Source organism: Polaromonas sp., from assembly GCF_031411155.1.
In the GTDB taxonomy this organism is placed as follows: Bacteria; Pseudomonadota; Gammaproteobacteria; order Burkholderiales; family Burkholderiaceae_C; genus Polaromonas.
In genome coordinates, this window is sequence record NZ_JANOAL010000145.1 from 1 (window position 1) to 21,705 (window position 21,705).

Genomic DNA, 21,705 nt, shown 5'->3' on the forward strand with positions numbered 1-21,705 from the left:
TGCGCGGTGACCACGACATGAACGAAGTCAAGGTCGGCAAGGTGCCCGGCCTCACTAACTTTCGCTTCGCCACGCTTCCCGAGATTGAAGACCACTTTGGCTGCAAACCCGGTTACCTCGGGCCGCTGAACCTGCAAAAACCGGTCGGGCTGGTGGTGGACCGCGAGGTGGCTGCCCTGGCCGACTGGGTCTGCGGCGCCAACGAGGCCGACTTCCACACCACCGGCGTCAACTGGGGCCGCGATCTGCCCGAGCCCGATCTGGTGGCCGATCTGCGCAACGTGATGGCGGGCGACCCTTCGCCCGACGGCAAGGGCGTGCTGGCGTTTGAGCGCGGCATTGAAGTCGGCCATATCTTTTACCTCGGCACCAAATACAGCCAGGCCATGAACGCCACCTTCCTCGGTGAAAACGGCAAGCCGCAGTTCCTGGAAATGGGCTGTTACGGCATCGGCATCACGCGCCTGCCCGCCGCCGCGATCGAGCAAAACCATGACGAGCGCGGCATCATCTGGCCCGATGCGATTGCCCCGTTCACGGTAGTGATTTGCCCGATCACCCCGGATCGATTCCCGGAGGTGAAGGCCGCGGCTGACACGCTGTACAACCAGCTGCTCGCCGCTGGCGTGGACGTGATCCTGGACGACCGCGGCGAGCGCCCTGGCGCGATGTTCGCCGACTGGGAACTGATTGGCGTGCCGCACCGCGTCACGATTGGCGACCGGGGTCTCAAGGAAGGCCAGCTCGAATACCAGCACCGCCGCGATGCCGAAACGAGCAAGATCAAGGCCACCACGGCGCTTGACTTCCTCAAGGGAAAACTGGCCCTGTGAACGCACCTGACGTTGCCCCGGCAACGGATTCAGCGCATTTATCCAGAAGAAAATGCCTGCAGTCCATGGTTTTCGCGTGCTCATTGCTATCAATTTCAGAGCAATCCAGGGCCGGCGCGCAGATCGAGGAACCCATGATCGACTCGGTGCGCACGGCGCTGAGTTCAGCCGTCGCCAACCAGGCGCCCCCCGTTCCAGAGTTCAAGGACACCGAAAGCCGGCTCGCTTACCTGCGCTGGCTGGGCAACATGAGTGACCGGCTCAGAAAGAAAAAGCCCGAATGGCAGATCCGCCAGGAATTCCTGCAAACCGTCTGGTACGAAAGCAAACGCGCCGGGCTGGATGTGACTCTGGTGATGGGCCTGATCCAGGTCGAAAGCAATTTCCGCAAGTTTGCGGTGAGCAACGTGGGCGCACGCGGCTACATGCAGGTCATGCCCTTCTGGACGCGCGTGATCGGCGACAGCGACCCCGGCAAACTGTTCCACATGCAGACCAATCTGCGCTTTGGCTGCGTGATTCTTCGCCACTACCTGGACCGGGAAAGAGGCGATCTGTTCCTCGGTCTGGGCCGCTACAACGGTTCGCGCGGCAAGGCGCCCTATCCCAGCGCGGTGATGGGTGCGAGCAAGAACTGGGAATTGAGCGCCTGAACGTCACGCCCGCAACTGGGTTGCATCGGTAAAGCCCCGTTCCTCGGCCAACCAGACCAGCACAGGAATCGTGCCCGGCAATACCGGCTGCAGCGTCACCGGCAGCGACTGCCAGGCAAACAACTGCCCTTCGTGCATCTGCAACTCGCCCACCCATTCAAACACCTTGCAGAAATTTAGCCGGACCAGCGCGTGGGGGTAGTCGACCAGCTCAACCTTCCAGGGGTGGATGGCAGCGATGGAGACGCCGATTTCTTCGTGCAGTTCGCGGCGCAGCGCCTGCTCTACTGTTTCGCCCCGTTCCAGCTTGCCGCCCGGAAATTCCCAGTAGCCTTCATAGACCTTGCCGGGCGGACGCGAAGTAAGCAGGAAGTCGCCATTTTCCCGAACCAGCACGCCGACCGCCACATCGACCACTTTGCGGTCCGGGCCGCCTTCACGGGGTCTGTCGCCATCGGCTACCAGAACACTCATTTCGGATCAGCCTGCCAATTTTCCGACGGGCCGCCCCTGGGAAAATTAGTCCCCTCGGGGGGCAACAACGACACGAAGTGCGGAGCGTGGGGGCTCACAATTTGCCGGCGTAGTCGCGCGCAAACTGGTAGGCCACCCGGCCGCTGCGCGAGCCGCGCTCCAAGGCCCACACCAGCGACGCAGGGCGGGCCGCCTCAATGGCCGGCGCGCTGACGTCAAAGGAGGACAGCCACTGGGCCACGATGGTCAGGTACTCGTCCTGGCTGAAGGGGTAAAAGCTGACCCATAAACCAAAACGCTCGGACAGTGAAATTTTTTCTTCCACGACCTCACCGGGATGGACTTCGCCGTCTTCGGTGTGGGTGTAAGTGAGGTTCTCCGTCATGTACTCGGGCAGCAGGTGGCGCCGGTTGCTGGTGGCGTAAATCAGCACATTGGGCGTGGCAGCAGCGATAGAGCCATCAAGAATCGACTTGAGCGCCTTGTAGCCGGGCTCGCCTTCCTCGAAGCTGAGGTCATCACAAAAGACGATGAATTTTTCGGGCAGGCCGGACACCACATCCACGATGTCGGGCAAGTCGGTCAGGTCGGCCTTGTCCACTTCAATCAGCCGCAGGCCGCGCGCCGCATATTCATTCAGGCAAGCCTTGATGAGTGACGACTTGCCGGTACCGCGCGAGCCGGTCAGCAGCACATTGTTGGCCGGCTTGCCGCTCACAAACTGCTCGGTATTGCGCTGGATTTTTTCTTTCTGATCGTCGATTTCTTTCAGATTGTGCAGACTCATGCGGCCAATGTGCCTGACCGGCTCCAGCGCGCCGTGGCCCGAACTGCGCTTGCGGTAGCGGTAAGCAGTCGATGCGTTCCAGTCGGGCGCCGAGAGTGGTTGCGGCAAGACCGACTCAATCCGCGTGACCAGCGACTCGACACGCGAGACAAGGCGCTCAACAAGGCTTTCAAACTGCTCGTTCATGCTTCAACCCGGATTAGCTGCGGTAGTCCGCGTTGATCTTGACATAGTCGTAAGACAAATCGCAGGTCCATACCGTGTCGCTGGCTGCACCCCGGCCCAGCACCACGCGCACGGTGATCTCGCTTTGCTTCATCACGCGCTGGCCGTCGGCCTCGACATAGTCCACATGCCGGCCGCCGTTTTTGGCCACCAGCACCTCGTCCAGGTACAAATCGATGCGGGTCTGATCGAGGTCGTCAATGCCGGCATAGCCCACGGCGGCCAGGATGCGGCCAAGGTTCGGGTCGCTGGCAAAAAAAGCGGTTTTGACCAGCGGAGAATGCGCAATCGCATAGGCCACCTTGCGGCATTCCTCGGCGGTTTTTCCGCCTTCGACCGCAATGGTGATGAATTTGGTCGCGCCCTCCCCGTCGCGCACGATGGCCTGGGCCAGCTTGCGCGCAATATCGAGCATCGCGGCGCGCAAGGCCTGGCCGTCGTCGCTGTCGAGCGAAGTTATCTGCGGGTGCCGGGCCTTGTTGGTAGCCATCACCACGAAAGAATCGTTGGTCGAGGTGTCGCCATCGACCGTGACGCGGTTGAACGAGCCTTCCGCCAGTTCCCTGGCCAGCTGGGCCATCAGCCCTTGGGCCAGACATGCGTCCGTCGCCATGAAACCCAGCATGGTGGCCATGTTGGGACGAATCATGCCGGCGCCTTTGCTGATGCCGGTGATGGTGACCGGCACGCCCGCCAGCGTGAGGCGCCTTGAAAACGCCTTGGCCACGGTGTCGGTGGTCATGATGGCTTCGGCGGCCTGGGCCCAGTTGTCTTCCCGGACATCGGCCAGCGCGGCGGGCAGGCCCGCGGCAATCCGGTCATTGGGCAGTGGCTCCATGATCACGCCGGTTGAAAACGGCAGGATTTGCTCGGGCGCCAGATCGAGTTCACGGGCCAGCGCGATACAGCTGGCGTGGGCGCGGCTCAAGCCATCGTCACCGGTGCCGGCATTGGCGTTTCCGGTGTTGATCAGCATGGCGCGAATCCCTGCGCCAGCGCCCGAATTTTTAGCCAGATGCGCACGGCAGATCTGCACCGGCGCGGCGCAGAAGCGGTTTTGCGTGAACACCGCGCCTACCGAGGCGCCCGCGTCCAGCAGCAGCACCGCTAGGTCTTTGCGATTGACCTTGCGGATGCCCGCTTCCGTGATGCCCCAGCGCACACCAGGGACGGGGTAAAGGTCTGCGGCTGGCGTGGCAACGAGATTGACGGGCATCGCATGGCTCCAGAAACAAGGGGAAGAAAGCGAAAAAAGGGCCGGATTTCAGTTCAGCTTGCCATGGCAGAGCTTGAATTTTTTGCCCGAACCGCAAGGGCAAGGGTCATTGCGGCCGACACGGGGCATGGCGCTGCCGGGCAGGGACTGCGCACGCCTTTGCGATTCCTCATCGACCGTGGTTTCGGTTTCACCGGTCTCCGTCGGTGCGGTGTAGGTCACGTTGGCGATGTTTTCCGCCCGGTTTTCCATCTCCTCGGCAGCCTGCTCCAGTTGCTCGCCCGACTGGACCTGCACCGTCATCAGCACTCGGGTGACTTCGTTCTTCACGCTGTCGAGCAACTGGCCAAACAGCTCAAAGGCTTCGCGCTTGTACTCCTGCTTGGGCTGCTTCTGGGCATAGCCGCGCAGGTGAATGCCCTGGCGCAGGTAGTCCAGCGCACTCAGGTGCTCGCGCCAGTGGCTGTCAATGTTTTGCAGCAGCACGATGCGCTCGAACTGGGTGAAGTTTTCCTCGCCAATTTTTTCAACCTTGCTGGCAAAGGCGGCATCCGCCGCGGCGATGACTTTCCCCAGCATGTCCTCGTCGGTAATGGCGGTGGCGGCTTCCATTTCCTGGCGCAGTGGCAACTCGATCTGCCATTCATCACGCAGCACTTTTTCAAGTCCGGCCACATCCCATTGTTCTTCAACGCTTTCTTCTGGCACGTACTGTCGCGTCAGGTCGGTGAAGCAGCCTTCGCGCAGGGAGGCGATCTGCCCCTGCAGGCTGCTGGCGTCCATGATGTCGTTGCGCTGCTGATAAATCACCTTGCGCTGGTCGTTGGACACGTCATCGTATTCAAGCAGCTGCTTGCGGATGTCGAAGTTGCGGGCTTCCACCTTGCGCTGGGCCGACTCGATGCTGCGCGTGACGATACCGGCTTCAATGGCCTCGCCGTCGGGCATCTTCAGCCGCTCCATGATGGCCTTGACGCGGTCACCGGCAAAAATGCGCATCAGCGGATCGTCCAGGCTCAGGTAAAAGCGCGATGAGCCGGGGTCGCCCTGGCGGCCCGATCGGCCACGCAGCTGGTTATCAATTCGGCGCGACTCATGCCGTTCGGTCGCGATGATGCGCAAACCGCCCAGCGCCTTGACCTGCTCGTGCTCCGCCGCCCACTGGGCGCGCAGGCGGGCAATTTCCGTTTCTTTGGCGGCAGCGTCGAGCGTTTCGTCGGCCTCCACCGCTTCAATCAGCTTTTCACCGTTGCCGCCCAGCACGATATCGGTACCGCGACCGGCCATGTTGGTGGCGATGGTGATGACCTTCAGCCTGCCCGCCTGCGCCACGATGTCGGCCTCACGGGCGTGCTGTTTGGCGTTGAGCACCTGGTGCGGCAGCTTTTCTTTTTCCAGCAGTTGGTCAATGACCTCGGAATTCTCGATCGACGTGGTGCCGACCAGCACCGGCTGGCCACGCTCATGGCACTCGCGAATGTCCTTGATGGCTGCTTCGTATTTTTCCCGCGTGGTTTTGTAGACCCGATCAAGCTGGTCCTCACGCCGGCTCACGCGATTGGGCGGAATGACGGTGGTTTCCAGGCCATAGATTTCCTGGAACTCGTAGGCTTCGGTGTCGGCGGTGCCGGTCATGCCGGCCAGCTTGCCGTAGAGCCGAAAATAATTCTGGAAGGTGATCGAGGCCAGTGTCTGGTTTTCCGCCTGGATCTGCACGCCTTCCTTGGCCTCGACGGCCTGATGCAGGCCCTCGCTCCAGCGGCGGCCGGCCATCAGGCGGCCGGTGAACTCATCCACGATCACGACCTCGCCCTCCTGCACCACATAGTGCTGGTCGCGGTGGTACAGCAGATTGGCCCGCAACGCCGCATACAGGTGGTGCATCAGCGAAATGTTGGCCGGGTCGTACAGCGTGGCATCCTCGGCAATCAGGCCCAGGTTAAAGAGGATGCGTTCGGCACTCTCGTGGCCCTGCTCGGTCAAAAACACCTGCCGGGTTTTTTCGTCGATGGTGTAGTCGCCCGGTTGGGTGACGCCTTCTCCGGTGCGCGGATCGGCCTCGCCCTCCTGACGCGTGAGCATGGGCACGACCTGGTTCATCGCGAGGTACATCTCGGTGTGGTCTTCGGCCTGGCCGCTGATGATGAGCGGCGTGCGTGCCTCGTCAATCAGGATCGAGTCGACCTCGTCCACGATGGCATAGTTCAGTCCGCGCTGCACCCGGTCTGCTACTTCGTACACCATGTTGTCGCGCAGGTAGTCAAAACCGTACTCGTTGTTGGTGCCATAGGTGATGTCGGCCTTGTAGGCAGCCTGCTTTTCCTCGCGCGACATGTTGGGCAGGTTGATGCCTACGCTCAGGCCCAGAAAGTTGTAGAGCTTGCCCATCCACTGCGCATCGCGATTGGCCAGGTAGTCATTGACCGTCACCACATGCACGCCCTTGCCGGTCAAGGCATTGAGGTAGACCGGCAGCGTGGCCGTGAGCGTTTTGCCCTCGCCAGTGCCCATTTCAGAAATCTTGCCGTTGTGCAGCGCCATGCCGCCCAGCATCTGCACATCGAAGTGGCGCATTTTCATGACGCGCTTGCTGCCCTCCCGCACCACCGCAAAGGCTTCCGGAAGGATGGCATCGAGCGTCTCGCCCGCGCTCACACGGCCTTTGAACTCCTGGGTCTTGGCACGCAACTGCTCGTCATCGAGCTGCTCGTACTGGGTTTCCAGCGCATTGATGCGGTCTATGGTTTTGCGGTAGGTTTTGAGCAGCCTGTCGTTGCGACTGCCGAAAATTTGGGTCAGGATGTTGGATGCCATAAATGCGAGGCCGCGCTGCCCGCTCCCATGAGCTGGCAATGCGGCCGAAATCCCTTATTGAGTACGGACCTAGGTGTGGGCGCGGCAGTCAAGTTCAACTGTGCGCAAACCTTTGATTTTAGCGCCGACGGCGCGCCTAGTTTTTTGGCGCTGTCTTCAGGCTCGGAGATGCCACCAGCGCAGTCGCCGCGGCCAGCACGGGCTTGTTCAGGTTTTTTCCGGCCAGCAGAAATTTCTGCGGGTCCTGGTAGACGCCTTGCACCAGCAACTCAAAATGCAGGTGCGGGCCAGTGGAGCGGCCGGTGGTTCCGACCTCGGCGATTTTCTGGCCGCGCCGGACGAGGTCGCCTTTTTTGACCAGTACCCTGGAGGCATGCGCATAACGCGTAACCAGTTCATTGCCGTGGTCGATTTCCAGCATGTTGCCGTAGGCCGGGTGGACCTCCTGCGTGACCACCACCCCGCCGGCCGCCGCAACAATGGGCGTGCCGGTGTCAGCCGGAAAATCCAGCCCGGTGTGCAGCGCCGAACGGCCATTGAGCGGATCAATCCGCCAGCCAAAGGCCGAGCCCAACATGCCGCCCACCACCGGCTCCTGGGTCGGCACCATCAGTTTCTTGATTTTCTGGTCAAACAGCCGCGACTCCATCACGGTCATCAGGTCAACCCGCTGGTCGGTCAGCCGGTCCAGGTCGGCCAGCGTGGCCTGAAGTTCTTCCATGGTCAGTGAATGGCCGGAGACCAGCACGCCACCGCGACCGGGCGCGACCTTGATGTCATTAGGGTTGACGCCCGCCAGACCCGAGACCCGTTCCCCCAGGGCTTCGAGCTGCATCATCTTGGCCTGCATTTCCCCGAGGCGTTTGGCCATCACGTCCAGGTTTTCGCGAAGAAAGCGGTCGCGCTGTTCGGCCTCGTCCTTGACCACCAGTTTGACCAGGGCGCCAATCACGGGCCAGCCCTCGCGGGCGCCCTTGAGAAACACCCAGTGGTAAAGGCCTGCGGCCACCAGCATCAGGGCCAGTGCCGCCACGAAGCCCGCCACCACCAGCTTGGTGCCACTTAAATAGATGGCCCGGCTTTTGGCGAGCCAGGCATCCGTGATAATCAAATGCACTTGTCTACCTCTTTCAATGCTTGCCTTAGACCGGACCCGGCCCGCTCTTGACGTGAATACAACCCGGCACACCCATCAGACTGTCAGCGCTCTCCAGGCCGCTGAAAACGCGCCGTCGCTGGCACGCCTGGCAGAGCGCGTGCGCGAATCCAGCGCCCGGCTCCAGGCGATCGAGTCACTGATTCCAGATGCCCTGCGTCCAGCCATCAAGGCCGGGCCGATTGACGGTGACAGCTGGTGCCTGCTGGTCAGCGGCAACGCCGCTGCGGCCAAGCTCCGCCAGCTTCTCCCCCTGATCCAGGCCCGCCTGCTCGGCAAAGGCTGGAAGGTTACCTCAATTCGGCTGAAGATACTAATGGCCCAAAAGCAGTAATTTCCCCGAGGTTGCCAGGATCTGTTGCACGCTTGCTTCGCAGCCCCTGGCGCCTGATTCTGCGACAAGACCATGGAATGCTATGTTTTTTGTAGCTGCAACCCCCTGTACTGCAAGGGCTAGCGACTGATTTTATGGTGCCGCTTGTCGGAATCGAACTGACGACCTACCGCTTACAAGGCGGTTGCTCTACCAACTGAGCTAAAGCGGCACGGATTCGATTTTACTTGACGCGTTTGAGGGACGGCCGGGTCCGGGGTGGTGATTTGGGTGGCTCGGGGGAATCGGGGTCCTGCCCGCCCGCAGGGGACGGGGTGTCCGGCACCAGTTGCATGATCTTGCTGTCGGGCGCGTCGTGCGTCGCCGCTGCCGAAGGCGCGTCGCTCAGCGCGGCAGGCGCTGTCGCTGGAGCGGCATCGCTGGCCGCCGGGGAAGCGGCCGGCGACGACCCCACCGGAAACGCCATGCCCTGCCCGTTCTCGCGGGCATAGATGGCAATCACGCGGCCAATCGGCACCATGATCTCGCGCGCGCTGCCGGCAAAACGGGCCTTGAACTCGATGAACTCATTGCCCAGCTGCAGCGAACTGGTCGCATCAAAGCTGATGTTGAGTACGATTTCGTTGTTCTTCACGTACTCGCGCGGCACCTGCACGGTTTCGTCCACCGCCACGGCCACATAGGGTGTGAAGCCGTTGTCGGTGCACCATTCGTAGAGCGCCCGTATCAGGTACGGGCGCGTCGAGGTGGAGTCCAGCGCGTTCATGAATTCAGTCAAGTGTTAAACCCAGGCCAGCCGCCGCAGCGCCGGACTGCCCCAAGCAAGGCCAGCCCCCCTCGGGGGGCAGCGAAGCACACGAAGTGGCAAGCGTGGGGGTCATATTACTTGCGCATGACCTTTTCTGACGGCGTCAGCGCCTCAATGTAGGCGGGGCGCGAGAAAATGCGCTCGGCGTACTTGAGCAACGGCGCGGCATTCTTCGACAGATCGATGCCGTAGTAATCGAGGCGCCACAGCAGCGGTGCGATCGCCACGTCGAGCATGGAGAAGTTGTCACCCAGCATGAACTTGTTTTTCAGGAAAATCGGCGCGAGTTGCGTCAGGCGGTCCCGAATGTGGGCGCGGGCTTTTTCCAGTGTCTTTTCGTTGCCCTTGGCGGCACGCGATTCGAGCGTGCTGACGTGAACAAACAGCTCTTTTTCAAAGTTCAGCAGGAACAGGCGAACGCGCGCGCGGTCCACCGGATCGCCCGGCATGAGTTGGGGGTGCGGGAAGCGCTCGTCGATGTACTCGTTGATGATGTTCGACTCGTACAGGATCAGGTCCCGCTCAACCAGAATCGGAACCTGGCCGTAGGGGTTCATCACATTGATGTCTTCGGGCTTGTTGTACAGATCCACGTCGCGGATCTCGAAATCCATGCCTTTTTCAAACAGCACAAAACGGCAGCGGTGCGAGAAGGGGCAGGTCGTGCCTGAATAAAGGACCATCATGATTCGGAACTCCTGAAAACAAAAGAGCGGAGGCCAAGAATCAACACTTAGAACCCTCCACTCCGAAGATGCCGGCGTGCACCGGGGCACACCCCGGCCACCTCAACCGGCAAAGAAAATTACCTGACGTCTTTCCAGAACGCCGCGTTCAGGCGCCAGGTGATGAAAGTCAGGCAGAGAAGGAAAATCAGCACCCACACACCAATGCGAACACGGGTGTTCTGGGCCGGTTCGGCCATCCATTGCATGTAACCCACGAGGTCGCCCATGGCCTGGTCGTACTGCAGCGGGGTCATGCTGCCGGGGGTAAGCTGCTGCCAGCCCTTGAAGACGGACACCTTGTGGCCGTGCTCTTCTTTTTCCAGGTAGACCGGTTTGCGCTCGCCCTGCACTTCCCACAGCACATGCGGCATGGCCACACTGGGGAAGGCCAGGTTGTTCCAGCCGGTGGCCGTGCTGTCATCGCGGTAGTAGCTGCGCAGGTAGGTGTAGAGGTAATCGGCGCCCGAGCCGCCAGCGCCCGAGCGCGAGCGGGCGATCACGCTCAGATCGGGGGGATTGCCGCCAAACCACTCCTTGGCCTGCCTCGGGTCAATGGCGGCCTTCATGGTTTCACCGACTTTTTCGGTGGTGAAAAGCAGGTTTTCCTTGATTTGCAAATCGCTCAGGCCAATGTCCTTGAGCCGGTTAAAGCGCATGAAGGCCGCCGAATGGCAGTTCAGGCAGTAATTGACAAACAGCTTGGCACCATTTTGCAGGGACGCCAGATCGTTGGTCTTGCTGGGCGCCTTGTCCCAGGCAATGCCACCTTCCGAGGCCTGCGCGCCAGCCATCAGGCCGACTGCGGTAATCAGAGCGAGGATCAGTTTTTTCATGCTTGCAAGTCTCCTGCTCAGTGGGCGGAAAAAATAACGCGATCGGGGACGGGCTTGAACCTGCCCAGCCGGCTCCACCAGGGCATCAGCAGGAAGAATCCGAAGTAGAACAGGGTGCCGACCTGCGATACGCGCTCGCCAATCGGCGAGGGCGGTTGCACGCCCAGGTAACCGAGCACCAGGAAGTTGATGACAAACAGGGCATACAGGTATTTGTTCCAGCCCGGACGGTAGCGGATGGACTTGACTTCGCTGCGGTCCTGCAAGGGCTGGAAGAACTGGATGACCACGGCGCCACGCATCACCAGCACGCCCCAGAACTTGGAATCGGTCGCCAGCATGGCGGCGACCACCGCCACGGCGGCGCCCACGATGACGGCCTTGATCAGGCCGGAGACTTTGGCCTTGACCACTCCCAGCACGGCCCCGGCCAGCACGCAGGCGATCAGCGCATACACCATCTCGCTGGTAATGGCGCGCAGCATGGAGTAGTAAGGCGTGAAGTACCAGACCGGCGCGATGTGCGCCGGCGTTTTCAGCGGGTCGGCCGGAATGAAGTTGTTGTATTCGAGGAAGTAGCCGCCAAATTCTGGCGCAAAGAAAATGATGGCGCTAAACACCATGAGGAACACGCTGACGCCAAAGATGTCATGCACCGTGTAGTAGGGATGAAACGGAATACCGTCCAGCGGATGGCCCTGGGCATCGCGCGGGGCTTTGGGGCCCTTGATTTCCACGCCGTCGGGGTTGTTGGAACCGACTTCGTGCAGCGCAATGATGTGCGCCACCACCAGGCCCAGCAGCACCAGCGGCACGGCAATCACGTGGAAGGCAAAAAAGCGGTTCAGGGTGGCATCACCGATCACGAAGTCGCCGCGGATCAGCAGCGCCAAATCGGGGCCGATGAAGGGAATGGCGGCAAACAGGTTGACGATCACCTGGGCGCCCCAGTAGCTCATCTGGCCCCAGGGCAGCAGGTAACCCATGAAGGCCTCGGCCATCAGGCACAGGAAAATCGCGCAGCCGAAAATCCAGACCAGTTCGCGCGGCTTGCGGTAACTGCCGTAGATCAGGCCGCGGAACATGTGCAGGTAAACCACCACAAAAAAGGCCGACGCACCGGTGGAATGCATGTAGCGGATCAGCCAGCCCCAAGGCACGTCGCGCATGATGTATTCGACCGAACCAAAGGCCTGCGCCGCGTCCGGCTTGTAGTTCATCGTCAGGAAAATGCCGGTGACGATCTGGATCACCAACACCAGCATGGCCAGCGAGCCAAAGATGTACCAGAAATTGAAATTCTTGGGCGCGTAGTACTCGCTCATGTGCTCTTTGTAGAGCTTGCTGGCGGGGAAGCGGTTGTCAACCCAGTTCATCGCCTTGGCGGCGAGCGGGGCATCGGGGGAAATCTCTTTGAATTCAGCCATCACTGATCCTGGTTCGGTGGTTTTTTTTTGGCGGGCGCCGGGGCAGTCTGCAAACGTGTCACCAGGCGCCGGCTGCAAGGTCTTGTGAAGTTGCTCGGCGGCAGGAAGCGGCTTCAGGCCTTTTTGTCTTCCCCAATCAGCAAACGCGTGTCTGACAGGTACATATAGGGTGGCACTTCCAGATTGTCGGGGGCCGGCTTGTTTTTATAGACGCGGCCGGCCATGTCGAAGGTGGAGCCATGGCAGGGGCAGAGAAAGCCGCCGGCCCAGTCGTCGGGCAGCGAAGGCTGGGCGCCGGGCTGGAACTTGTCGGACGGCGAGCAGCCCAGATGCGAGCAGATGCCGACCACCACCAGCGTTTCGGGCTTGATGGAGCGGTTTTCGTTGCGGGCGTAGACCGGCGTCAGCTCATCGGGCTTGCGCTCGGATTTGGGGTCGGCCAGCAAGGCATCGACCTTGGGCAGAGAGGCGAGTTGCTCGGGCGTACGCCGGACAATCCACACCGGCTTGCCGCGCCACTCGACCGTCTTTTTTTCACCGGGCTTGATGTCCGAAATATCCACTTCGATGGCGGCGCCGGCGGCCTTGGCTTTTTCGGAGGGCTGAAAGGTACTGACAAAGGGCACGGCAACGGCCGCGACGCCTGCGCCGCCAACGGCGCAAGAGGCCACCAACCAGTTTCTTTTGTCTTTATCTACTTCTACGGGCGCGCCTTGTGGCACACCGACTACGCTTGCTTGGGTCATGAGAGTCCTTCAAGAACTGGCTTGAAATAGGGCATTTAGGGTCAACCCGAGATTGTAGCGGAGGCCGCTGCCGGTTTTCAAGGCAACACCGGGGCCGAAAAGGCTAGTCCGGCCGCGTAGCCTGTGTCAGTTGGGCGAATGAAATGCCCACTTTTCCCGCGCTTTCCAGCTGGTTTGGCGCCAAGCCCAAAAAAAGACTGGCAAAAGAGCGCAAACACCCATAATCGCGCCCTGAAGGTCGCCGGCCCCCAAAAACAGATCTTCAATAACTTTAGCAACCACAGGAGAAACTTATGGGAATGATGCAGGAATTTAAGGAATTTTCGGTCAAGGGCAATGTGATTGATCTGGCCGTCGGCGTGATCATCGGTGCGGCTTTTGCCAAGATTGTCGACTCCGTGGTCAGCGACCTGATTTTGCCCCTGGTCGGGGCGGTGATCGGCAAAATTGACTTTTCCAACCTGTTCATCGTGCTGGGCGCGGTACCTCCGGGCACCGCCACCACGCTGGACGCCCTGAAGAAAGCCGGCGTGCCGGTATTTGCCTATGGCAACTTCATCACGGTGGCGGTCAACTTCGCGATTCTGGCCTTCATCATTTTCCTGATGATCAAGCAGATCAACCGCCTGAAGAAGGAAGAGCCCGCAGCGGCAGCACCGCTCGCCCCGGTTGAAGAAGTCGTGCTGCTGCGCGAGATCCGCGACAGCCTGCGCAAGTAAGCCTGTCCGTTTTTCAGCCTTCCTGTCGGGGCGCAGGTTGCTATTGATTCAATAGCAGCCTGTGCCCTTTCTTATTGGGCTGCAGGCGCTTTTTGCCCCCAATTCAATGTGCCAATCGGCGCGCCATGCGAATGGCGGCCAGCAGGCTGGAGAAATCGGCCCGGCCGCTGCCCGCAATGTCAAACGCGGTGCCGTGATCCGGGCTGGTGCGCACCAGCGGCAGTCCCAGCGTCACATTGACGCCCTGCTCCACGCCGAGGTATTTCACCGGAATCAGCCCCTGGTCGTGGTACATCGCCACCACCACGTCAAACTCGCCGGGCCTGGCCGGCGTGCTGCGGGCGCGCATGAACACGGTGTCAGGGGCGAAGGGACCGCTCACGTCCAGGCCTTCGGCCCGTGCCGCGGCGATGGCCGGGGCGATGATGGCCTGCTCCTCGTCGCCAAACAGCCCGCCCTCTCCCGCATGCGGATTCAGGCCGGCCACGGCGATGCGCGGCCTGCTTCCCGAACTGCCCAGACCGGCGCCCACCGCCTGGTGCGTGATGCGCAGGGTTTGCAGCACATTGTCAAAGGTCACGGCCGCTATGGCGTGCCTGAGCGACAGGTGGATGCTGACCAGCACGGTTTTCAGCTCGTCGTTGGCCAGCATCATGCGCACCGGCAACTCGCTCACGGGCTTGCCCAGAAAGGCCGCCGCCTCGGCCTGCAGCAGCTCGGTATGGCCCGGAAAACCCGCGACCCAGCCACCGGCGGCGGCCAGCGCCTCCTTGTGGATAGGCGCGGTGACCATGGCGCTGGCCTGGCCCGCCAGCACGGCGCGAGCCGCCCAGACAATGCAGTCGGCCGCCGCTTTTCCGGCCAGAGGGCTGACCAGCCCATATGGAACGGGCGCAGTCAGCTCACATTTTTGCAGCACAGGGATGCAGCGCGGCGGTACGGACGACGCATCAGCCAGAGCCGCCAGCTGCGCCACCGGCAGGCCCAAGGGAGCCGCCAGCAGCGCCGCAGCGCGCCGCAGCGTCGCCACATCGCCCACCACGACGCAGCCCGCCATCTCGGCGGGCGCATCGCGAAAAGCCTTGGCGATGATTTCGGGGCCGATGCCGGCCGCGTCGCCCATGGTGATCAGCAAAGGGGGATGCGTCATGCCGGGTTGTCAATATCGATGAACTGGTGCGCCAGCCCCAGCTGCGCCGCCACATGGGCCGCGACGGCCGGAGCGCCATAGCGCTCGGAAGCATGGTGGCCGCAGGCGATGAAGGCCACGTCCATCTCGCGCGCATAGTGGGCCTGCGGCTCGGAAATCTCGCCGGTGATGAAGGCATCGGCGCCGGCGGCAATCGCCGCTTCAAAATAGCCCTGCGCGCCGCCCGTGCACCACGCTATGTTTTTGATAGCTGACTGCGCACATCCTATATGGACTACCGGCCGATTCAGCACCTTTTCGAGATGCCCGGCCAGCGCCGCGGCATCGGCAAAGCTGCCGCCGTCTGCGCGGGCGCCGATAAAGCCCAGCTCCTGCTCGCCAAAGCGGCCCCTGGCGGTGAGCCCCAGCTGCAGCGCCAGCTGGGCGTTGTTGCCGAGTTCGGGGTGGGCGTCCAGCGGCAGATGGTAGGCCAGCAGGTTGATGTCATGGGCCAGCAGCAGCGCCAGCCGCTGCTTCATCCAGCCCGTCACCGTGCCGTCCTGGCCGCGCCAGAACAGGCCGTGGTGCACAAAAATCGCGTCCGCCTGCGCGGCAATCGCCGCTTCAATCAGCGCCCGACTGGCGGTGACGCCGGAGACGATTTTGCGAATCCGCGCCCGTCCCTCGACCTGCAGGCCGTTGGGGCCGTAGTCCTTGAAGCGCGCGGGCTGCAGCAGCGCGTCAAAGGCCTGCAGCAATTCCTGTCGAGAGGTGCCTGGAGGGTTCATGGCATGGATTGTCTCAGCTAAAACCACTTCAAACGGCGAGTCGTCCGGTGCACCCGACTTGAGGGACAATTCACATGATGCAAGCCCCGCACGCTGCGGGTGGCGCAAAATCAATCCCTGTCAACCGACACGCCCTGACTCCATTTTTTTCACCTGTTGGACCCCATGAAGCGCACCTGGCTCCTGTTCTCGCAGACCGTCACGATTTTGCTGGCGGCTTATTTTGTGGTGGCCACGCTCAAGCCACAGTGGCTGCACCAAAGCACCTCGCTGGGCGGCGTGTCCATCATCGAAGCTCCGGCCAGCAGCGCGGCGCGCGGCACGGCCCCGGCCGGCAGCTTCAGCGTCGCCGCCAAAGCCGCCTCGGCGGCGGTGATCAGCATCAACACCAGCAAGGCGGCGGCCAAAAACCCGAACGCCGACGACCCCTGGTTCAAGTTTTTCTTTGGCGACCAGGGCCGCAGCGAACCGCAGGGCGGCCTGGGCAGCGGCGTCATCATCAGCAGCGCCGGCTACATCCTGACCAACAACCATGTGGTCGAGGGCGCCGACGAGATTGAAGTCATCCTCAACGACACGCGCAAGGCCAAGGCCCAGGTGATTGGCACCGACCCCGACACCGATCTGGCGATTCTGAAGATTGACCTGGACAAGCTGCCGGTCATCGTGCTGGGCAACTCCGACGCGCTGCAGGTGGGCGACCCGGTGCTGGCGATTGGCAATCCGTTTGGCGTCGGCCAGACCGTGACCGGCGGCATTGTCAGCGCGCTGGGCCGCAACCAGCTGGGCATCAACACTTTTGAGAACTTCATCCAGACCGATGCCGCCATCAACCCCGGCAACTCGGGCGGCGCGCTGGTCGATGTCAACGGCAACCTGATGGGCATCAACACCGCGATTTACTCGCGCTCGGGCGGTTCCATGGGCATTGGCTTTGCCATTCCGGTGTCCACCGCCAAGCAGGTGCTGGAAGGCATCGTGAAAGACGGCCAGGTCACGCGCGGCTGGATTGGCGTGGAGCCGCAGGATCTGAATGCCGAGCTGGCCGAGACCTTCAACCTCAAGCCCGGCGCCGTGAAAGCCGGCGGCGTGATCATCACCGGCGTGCTGCAAAACGGCCCGGCGGCGCAGGCCGGCATCCAGCCCGGCGACGTGATCACCGCCGTCAATGGCCAGGCCGTGGGCAATGTGAGCCAACTGCTGACCGCGGTGGCGGCGCTAAAACCCGGCACACCCGCGCCCTTGACCGTGCTGCGCGCCGAAAAAACCAGCGAAATTGCCGTGACCCCCGGCAAACGCCAGCGGCCCAAGGTTCAGCGCTGAAGCGCTAAAACGCCAGGGCGTCAGGGCTTGGCGGTTTCGCTGTCGGCTTCGGCCTCTGGCGCCTTGGTGTGCTTGACGAACACCTGGGCCGCCAGAATGCCGATTTCGTACAGGCCGCCCACCACCATCAGCAGCATGATCATGGAACCCGCGTCGGGCGGTGTGACCAGCGCGGTGCCAATGGCGGCAACCACCCAGAAATAACCGCGGTACTGGCGCAACTGGGCGACGCTGAGCACGCCCATGCGCACCAGCAGGATCACGGCAATCGGCACCTCGAACGCCAGCCCGAACGCCAGGAACATGCCGATGACAAAGTTCAGGTACTCCTCAATGTCAGGCGCGGCGGTGATCGACTTGGGGGCAAAGCTCTGGATGAACTTGAACACCTGGCCAAACACAAAGTAGTAGCAAAACGCCACGCCAAAGAAAAACAGCAGGGTGCTGGAAATCACCAGCGGCATGACGAGCTTTTTCTCGTGCGAGTACAGGCCTGGCGCCACAAAGGCCCAGACCTGGTACAGCACCACCGGCAGCGCAATCATGAAGGCGGCCATGAAAAGAATCTTGATCGGCACGACGAATGGCGAAACCACGTTGGTGGCAATCAGGGTGGCGCCCTTGGGCAGCGTGGCAATCAGCGGCGCGGCCAGCAGGTCGTACAGCGCGCCCGGGCCCGGGAACAGCGCCAGCACGGCGGCCACCACGCCAATGGCAATCACCGCCTTGATCATCCGGTCGCGCAGCTCCATCAGGTGCTGCACAAAGGGTTGTTCGGTGCCCGCGAGTTCGTCGGGTTTGTCGGTATCGGGATCGGACATGAAGGCTTTAAGCGGGAGTTGGATTAGGTGCGCCCCGGGCTTGCCACGGGGCTGGGCTGGCAGGCAACGCCCGGTAGCAGTTCAATGATGGCGCTCAGGTGGGTTTGCGCGGGCGAAACCGCGCCACGCGGGCCGCGCCCGACTGCGCCCGGGTACGCACGCCGGAGCGGGCCTTGAACCACTGCGGCGTTGCGCCGGCCTTGAGTCGCCAGTTCTTTTTCGGGTGCCGGTATTCGGGGAAAGTCGTCATGCCCGGCAGTTCACCGCCGACAGTCGTGCCGGCGGTTTCAGACCATGATTTTTCAAAATCGCTGGCGTTGGTCTGGATCGAGTTTTCAACGTCGCGGGCCGCGCCCTCGACCGTCTCTTTCATTTTCTTGAGCTCATCGAGCTCCATCGAGCGGCTGACTTCCTGCTTGACGTCGGCGACATAGCGCTGCGCCTTGCCCAGCAAGGTGCCCACGGTGCGCGCCACGCGCGGCAGCTTCTCGGGTCCGATGACGATCAGCGCCACGGCGCCGATCAACGCCATTTTGGAGATGCCGAGATCAATCATGCGGGTTCAGTCCAGCCGCCGGGCAGCGCAGCACACGAAGTGGCAGGCGTGGGGGCCAACATCCTCTTCAAGATTTCTGCTTGGCTTCCACGTCAATCGTGGTCTTGTCGGCCGCCTGGGCATTGGTGACCTGACCGGCGGGCGCTGCCGGCTTGTCGTCTGCCGCGGCACCGCCTTCTTTCATACCGTCCTTGAATCCCTTGACCGCACCACCGAGGTCGCCGCCTATGTTTTTGAGCTTTTTGGTGCCAAACACCATCACCACAATCAACAGCACGATCAACCAGTGCCAAATGGAAAGTCCACCCATGTTTTGCTCCTAATCTGTAATGGCAGGAATTGCCGGTTTGCACACCACTGTAGGGATTCTAAAGGCCCCGCCTGACAGCGCCGGCTATTACACCTGCTTGCCGGCGGGTTGTGTCTTTTGCCCGGTGTCTTCGGGTTAGTGCCGTCTGGCCGGCACAGGTTCCCCTGGCGCTAGCCGCGCAGCCAGGGCCGGGGGCCGCCCATGACATGAATGTGCAGATGCTGCACCTCCTGCCCGCCTTCGGCGCCGGTGTTGATCAAAATCCGAAAGCCGCCTTCGGGGTAGGGGTTGCAGCCTTGCTCGCGCGCCAGCCGGGGCGCCAGCAGCAGCATCTTGCCGAGCAGCGCCGCGTGCTCGGGACCGACCTGCGCCATCGACGCCATGTGCTGCTTGGGCACCATCAGGAAATGCACCGGCGCCCACGGGTGAATGTCTTTAAAGACCAGCACCTCCTCGTCTTCATACACCTTGTCGGACGGGATTTTGCCTTCGATGATCTTGCAGAACAGGCAATGCGGGTCGCTGGTGCTCATGCGGCCTCCACGGCCTGGCCGGCGTTCATGCGCACCATGCCCTTGACGATGCGGTACAGGAACCAGATCGAAATCAGGCCCCAGGCGATCCAGCCCGGTATCAGGAACAGCAGCCAGAGCGGGGCCGTCAGCAGATACAGCACGCCGGCCCAGAGCACCGATCGGATGCGCCAGCTGAAGTGCGAGGCCTGCCAGCTGTTGGCCGCGTCGCCGCGCTTGACCAGGTCCATCACCAGCGCAATCAGCAGCAGGGCTATCGACACCTGCGCACCCGGCAGCACGGCGGCCACCGCCACGATCAGGTGCAAAAAGTAGCTGATCCAGCCCCAGGTCTTCAGCCCCTCGTCGGGCTCCACGGTCACGATGTCTTGGTTCATGGTCAATCCTTTCTCAGGCTCAGGTCAATCATTGGAGGCATCACGCTGCTGCGCCTTGCGCAGGGCCTTTTCCTCGATGCCGCTGGTGCCCTCACGGCGTTCCAGTTCGGCAATCACGTCAGCCGGGCCGACGCCATAGTGGGCCAGCGCAACCAGCGTATGAAACCACAAGTCAGCCACTTCGCCGACCAGCTTGGCCTGCAGTTCGGGCGTGGCGCCGCCGCAATCAATGTCTTTGGCCGCCATCACGGTTTCGGTGGCTTCCTCACCGATTTTCTTCAGAAAGGCGTCCGGGCCCTTGTGCAGCAGGCGCGCCACATAGCTCGCGTTGGGGTCGCCGCCGTTGGCCGCCTTGCGGCTTTCTATGGTACGCGCCAGGCGCTGCAGGGAGTCGTTGGTGGACATGGCTTCCCAATTATTTATAGATGCTGTGCGGGTCTTTCAGGACCGGCTCGGTGACGACCCACTGGCCGTCTTGGTAAAGACTGAAAAAACAGCTGTGGCGGCCGGTGTGGCAGGCAATTCCAGGCTCACCGGGCGCATGGCCGAGTTGCGTCACCTTGAGCAAGATCACGTCGTTGTCGCAATCGAGCCGGATTTCATGCACCGTTTGCAGGTGGCCCGATTCCTCGCCCTTGTGCCACAGCCGCCCGCGCGAGCGGCTGAAGTACACCGCCTGACCGAGTTCGGCGGTTTTTTGCAGCGCCTCGCGGTTCATCCAGGCAAACATCAGCACATCGCCGCTGCCCGCCTCCTGCGCGATGACAGGCACCAGGCCCCTGTCGTCCCATTTGATCTCATCAAGCCAGTTCATGTTGTGTATTGTCGGAGATTTGAATATTGCAGCAATTTCAACGGCCCTTCCCGTTCAGGGACATCGCGGGACCGGCTCCGCCGGACCGCAGATGTCGCTCCGGCAGGGGGGAAGGCGCTACACGCAGTGAGCGTCCGACGGGGGTTACAACCGGACAGGAATGCCGCGCGCCGCCATGTGCTGCTTGGCCTGCTGCACCGTGTACTCGCCATAGTGAAAAATGCTGGCCGCCAGCACCGCATCGGCGCCACCCATCTGCACGCCATCGGCCAGGTGGTCGAGCGTGCCGACGCCGCCCGAGGCAATCACCGGCACGCTGACGGCGTCGCTGACGGCGCGCGTCAGCGCCAAATCAAAACCCGACTTGGTGCCGTCGCGGTCCATGCTGGTCAGCAAAATCTCGCCGGCGCCGCGCTGCGCCATCTCGCTGGCCCAGGCCACGGCGTCGAGCCCGGTGTTTTTGCGGCCGCCGTGGCTGTAGACATCCCAACCGGGGCCGGCGGGTATGCCCTCGGGCGTCAGGCGTTTTTCGTCTTCCTCCGTGCGGCGCTTGGCATCAATCGCCACCACGATGCACTGCGCGCCATATTTGGCCGAGGCGTCTGCTATCACCTGCGGATTGGCCAGCGCGGCCGAGTTGAAGCTGGTCTTGTCGGCGCCGGCATTGAGCAGGCGGCGCACGTCCTCAACGGTGCGCACACCACCGCCCACGGTGAGCGGAATAAAGACCTGCGAGGCCACGGCCTCGATGATGGGCAGAATCAGATCGCGGCCATCGCTGGTGGCCGTGATGTCCAGGAAAGTCAGCTCGTCGGCGCCCTGCTCGTTGTAGCGCGCGGCGATTTCCACCGGATCGCCGGCATCGCGCAGCTGGGTGAAGTTGACGCCTTTGACGACGCGGCCGCCAGTCACGTCAAGACAAGGAATGATGCGTTTGGCGAGCATAGGGTTGGGGGCGCTTAGCGCAGAAAGTTAGCGGAATTTAAAGGTTTCCAGAAATTCGATTATCGGGATGCAGGGCAAGGCGCACGGCGCGCAGGAACCGGAATGCACTTGGGTGCATGAGGATTCCGAGCACCGCGCAACGCGGCCATGCGCCCGAGAATCGGATTTATGGGAGCCTCTAGCCGTTCAGCTCGTCGGCGCGTTCCTGCGCCGCCGCAAAATCCAGGTCGCCGCTATAAATGGAGCGGCCGCAGATCACGCCCTGCACGCCTTCGCTTTCGACCTCGCACAGCGCTTCAATGTCGGCCATGTTCGACAGGCCGCCGGAGGCGATCACCGGAATCGTCAGCGCCTGG

General features: G+C 62.1%; 26 protein-coding genes and 1 tRNA gene. 5 read left to right on the top strand and 22 right to left on the bottom strand.

All coding sequences use genetic code 11. The features are described from left to right. The coding region (locus RMO23_RS09670; RefSeq protein ID WP_309680893.1) for a His/Gly/Thr/Pro-type tRNA ligase C-terminal domain-containing protein at nt 1–833 on the top strand (833 nt) is incomplete at its 5' end. 65 nt (nt 834–898) lie between these two features. Beyond that, the gene (locus RMO23_RS09675) at nt 899–1,486 is read left to right on the top strand and encodes a lytic transglycosylase domain-containing protein (protein WP_309680895.1); all 588 of its coding nucleotides are present in this window, start codon (nt 899–901) and stop codon (nt 1,484–1,486) included. Between the two features lie 3 nt (nt 1,487–1,489). Here RMO23_RS09675 and RMO23_RS09680 read toward each other — a convergent pair whose 3' ends face one another. From RMO23_RS09680 to RMO23_RS09700, 5 genes are all read right to left on the bottom strand, one after another. Next, complete coding sequence (locus RMO23_RS09680; RefSeq protein ID WP_309680897.1) at nt 1,490–1,960, bottom strand: NUDIX domain-containing protein; 471 nt, start codon at nt 1,958–1,960, stop codon at nt 1,490–1,492. A gap of 94 nt (nt 1,961–2,054) precedes the next feature. Next, the gene (locus RMO23_RS09685) at nt 2,055–2,933 is read right to left on the bottom strand and encodes an ATP-binding protein (RefSeq protein ID WP_309680899.1); all 879 of its coding nucleotides are present in this window, start codon (nt 2,931–2,933) and stop codon (nt 2,055–2,057) included. 13 nt (nt 2,934–2,946) lie between these two features. Then, the gene (argJ, locus tag RMO23_RS09690; RefSeq protein ID WP_309680901.1) at nt 2,947–4,188 is read right to left on the bottom strand and encodes a bifunctional glutamate N-acetyltransferase/amino-acid acetyltransferase ArgJ; all 1,242 of its coding nucleotides are present in this window, start codon (nt 4,186–4,188) and stop codon (nt 2,947–2,949) included. Nucleotides 4,189–4,236: 48 nt separating this feature from the next. Further along, nucleotides 4,237–7,002 carry a preprotein translocase subunit SecA gene (gene secA, locus RMO23_RS09695; RefSeq protein WP_309680903.1) on the bottom strand — a complete coding sequence of 922 codons (2,766 nt, stop codon included), beginning with the start codon at nt 7,000–7,002 and terminating at the stop codon, nt 4,237–4,239. A 136-nt stretch (nt 7,003–7,138) separates the two neighbouring features. After that, on the bottom strand, nt 7,139–8,119 hold the full coding sequence (locus RMO23_RS09700; RefSeq protein WP_309680905.1) for a M23 family metallopeptidase: 981 nt from the start codon (nt 8,117–8,119) through the stop codon (nt 7,139–7,141). A gap of 16 nt (nt 8,120–8,135) precedes the next feature. Between RMO23_RS09700 and RMO23_RS09705 the strand changes: the two genes are divergently transcribed. Beyond that, nucleotides 8,136–8,492: a hypothetical protein gene (locus RMO23_RS09705; protein ID WP_309680907.1), complete on the top strand. Its 357-nt coding sequence runs from the start codon at nt 8,136–8,138 to the stop codon at nt 8,490–8,492. Between the two features lie 135 nt (nt 8,493–8,627). Here the strand turns inward: RMO23_RS09705 and RMO23_RS09710 are convergent. The 6 genes from RMO23_RS09710 to petA all read right to left on the bottom strand — a co-directional run bounded on the left by RMO23_RS09710 (nt 8,628) and on the right by petA (nt 13,034). After that, nucleotides 8,628–8,703 (bottom strand) — tRNA-Thr (locus RMO23_RS09710). 12 nt (nt 8,704–8,715) lie between these two features. Beyond that, nucleotides 8,716–9,258 carry a ClpXP protease specificity-enhancing factor gene (locus RMO23_RS09715; protein WP_309680909.1) on the bottom strand — a complete coding sequence of 181 codons (543 nt, stop codon included), beginning with the start codon at nt 9,256–9,258 and terminating at the stop codon, nt 8,716–8,718. Between the two features lie 116 nt (nt 9,259–9,374). Next, nucleotides 9,375–9,986: a glutathione S-transferase N-terminal domain-containing protein gene (locus RMO23_RS09720; RefSeq protein ID WP_309680911.1), complete on the bottom strand. Its 612-nt coding sequence runs from the start codon at nt 9,984–9,986 to the stop codon at nt 9,375–9,377. A 119-nt stretch (nt 9,987–10,105) separates the two neighbouring features. Then, nucleotides 10,106–10,861, bottom strand: coding sequence for a cytochrome c1 (locus tag RMO23_RS09725; RefSeq protein ID WP_309680913.1), 756 nt, complete (start codon nt 10,859–10,861; stop codon nt 10,106–10,108). 17 nt (nt 10,862–10,878) lie between these two features. Beyond that, nucleotides 10,879–12,288, bottom strand: a complete 1,410-nt coding sequence (locus tag RMO23_RS09730; RefSeq protein ID WP_309680915.1) for a cytochrome bc complex cytochrome b subunit — start codon at nt 12,286–12,288, stop codon at nt 10,879–10,881. 113 nt (nt 12,289–12,401) lie between these two features. Beyond that, entirely contained in the window at nt 12,402–13,034 is a 633-nt protein-coding gene (gene petA / locus RMO23_RS09735; protein WP_309680917.1) for a ubiquinol-cytochrome c reductase iron-sulfur subunit, read from the bottom strand. Between the two features lie 293 nt (nt 13,035–13,327). Between petA and mscL the strand changes: the two genes are divergently transcribed. Beyond that, nucleotides 13,328–13,753 (top strand): large conductance mechanosensitive channel protein MscL, encoded by a 426-nt coding sequence (gene mscL / locus RMO23_RS09740; protein WP_309680919.1) that lies wholly within the window; start codon nt 13,328–13,330, stop codon nt 13,751–13,753. A 103-nt stretch (nt 13,754–13,856) separates the two neighbouring features. On the opposite strand, the gene pdxA is transcribed toward mscL, so the two are convergent. Both pdxA and RMO23_RS09750 read right to left on the bottom strand, forming a co-directional pair. Beyond that, nucleotides 13,857–14,903: a 4-hydroxythreonine-4-phosphate dehydrogenase PdxA gene (gene pdxA, locus RMO23_RS09745; RefSeq protein ID WP_309680921.1), complete on the bottom strand. Its 1,047-nt coding sequence runs from the start codon at nt 14,901–14,903 to the stop codon at nt 13,857–13,859. Further along, nucleotides 14,900–15,670: a Nif3-like dinuclear metal center hexameric protein gene (locus RMO23_RS09750; RefSeq protein WP_309680923.1), complete on the bottom strand. Its 771-nt coding sequence runs from the start codon at nt 15,668–15,670 to the stop codon at nt 14,900–14,902. The genes pdxA and RMO23_RS09750 overlap by 4 nt, the downstream gene beginning before the upstream one ends. Nucleotides 15,671–15,835: 165 nt before the next feature. On the opposite strand from RMO23_RS09750, the gene RMO23_RS09755 reads away from it, so the two are divergent. Further along, complete coding sequence (locus RMO23_RS09755; RefSeq protein WP_309680925.1) at nt 15,836–16,993, top strand: trypsin-like peptidase domain-containing protein; 1,158 nt, start codon at nt 15,836–15,838, stop codon at nt 16,991–16,993. 20 nt (nt 16,994–17,013) lie between these two features. On the opposite strand, the gene tatC is transcribed toward RMO23_RS09755, so the two are convergent. From tatC to RMO23_RS09800, 9 genes are all read right to left on the bottom strand, one after another. Further along, complete coding sequence (tatC, locus tag RMO23_RS09760; protein WP_309680927.1) at nt 17,014–17,814, bottom strand: twin-arginine translocase subunit TatC; 801 nt, start codon at nt 17,812–17,814, stop codon at nt 17,014–17,016. 94 nt (nt 17,815–17,908) lie between these two features. Beyond that, nucleotides 17,909–18,370: a Sec-independent protein translocase protein TatB gene (gene tatB / locus RMO23_RS09765; protein ID WP_309680929.1), complete on the bottom strand. Its 462-nt coding sequence runs from the start codon at nt 18,368–18,370 to the stop codon at nt 17,909–17,911. Nucleotides 18,371–18,437: 67 nt separating this feature from the next. Continuing rightward, nucleotides 18,438–18,680, bottom strand: a complete 243-nt coding sequence (tatA, locus tag RMO23_RS09770; protein ID WP_309680931.1) for a Sec-independent protein translocase subunit TatA — start codon at nt 18,678–18,680, stop codon at nt 18,438–18,440. A 170-nt stretch (nt 18,681–18,850) separates the two neighbouring features. Further along, nucleotides 18,851–19,213, bottom strand: coding sequence for a histidine triad nucleotide-binding protein (locus RMO23_RS09775; RefSeq protein WP_309680933.1), 363 nt, complete (start codon nt 19,211–19,213; stop codon nt 18,851–18,853). Further along, the gene (locus tag RMO23_RS09780) at nt 19,210–19,590 is read right to left on the bottom strand and encodes a hypothetical protein (RefSeq protein WP_309680934.1); all 381 of its coding nucleotides are present in this window, start codon (nt 19,588–19,590) and stop codon (nt 19,210–19,212) included. The genes RMO23_RS09775 and RMO23_RS09780 overlap by 4 nt, the downstream gene beginning before the upstream one ends. Before the next feature lie 24 nt (nt 19,591–19,614). Further along, nucleotides 19,615–19,995 carry a phosphoribosyl-ATP diphosphatase gene (locus tag RMO23_RS09785; protein WP_309680937.1) on the bottom strand — a complete coding sequence of 127 codons (381 nt, stop codon included), beginning with the start codon at nt 19,993–19,995 and terminating at the stop codon, nt 19,615–19,617. Nucleotides 19,996–20,005: 10 nt separating this feature from the next. Further along, on the bottom strand, nt 20,006–20,404 hold the full coding sequence (hisI, locus tag RMO23_RS09790; RefSeq protein WP_309680939.1) for a phosphoribosyl-AMP cyclohydrolase: 399 nt from the start codon (nt 20,402–20,404) through the stop codon (nt 20,006–20,008). Between the two features lie 144 nt (nt 20,405–20,548). Then, nucleotides 20,549–21,349, bottom strand: coding sequence for an imidazole glycerol phosphate synthase subunit HisF (hisF, locus tag RMO23_RS09795; protein WP_309680941.1), 801 nt, complete (start codon nt 21,347–21,349; stop codon nt 20,549–20,551). Nucleotides 21,350–21,527: 178 nt separating this feature from the next. Then, on the bottom strand, nt 21,528–21,705 hold a 178-nt coding region (locus RMO23_RS09800), incomplete at its 5' end, for a HisA/HisF-related TIM barrel protein (protein WP_309680943.1).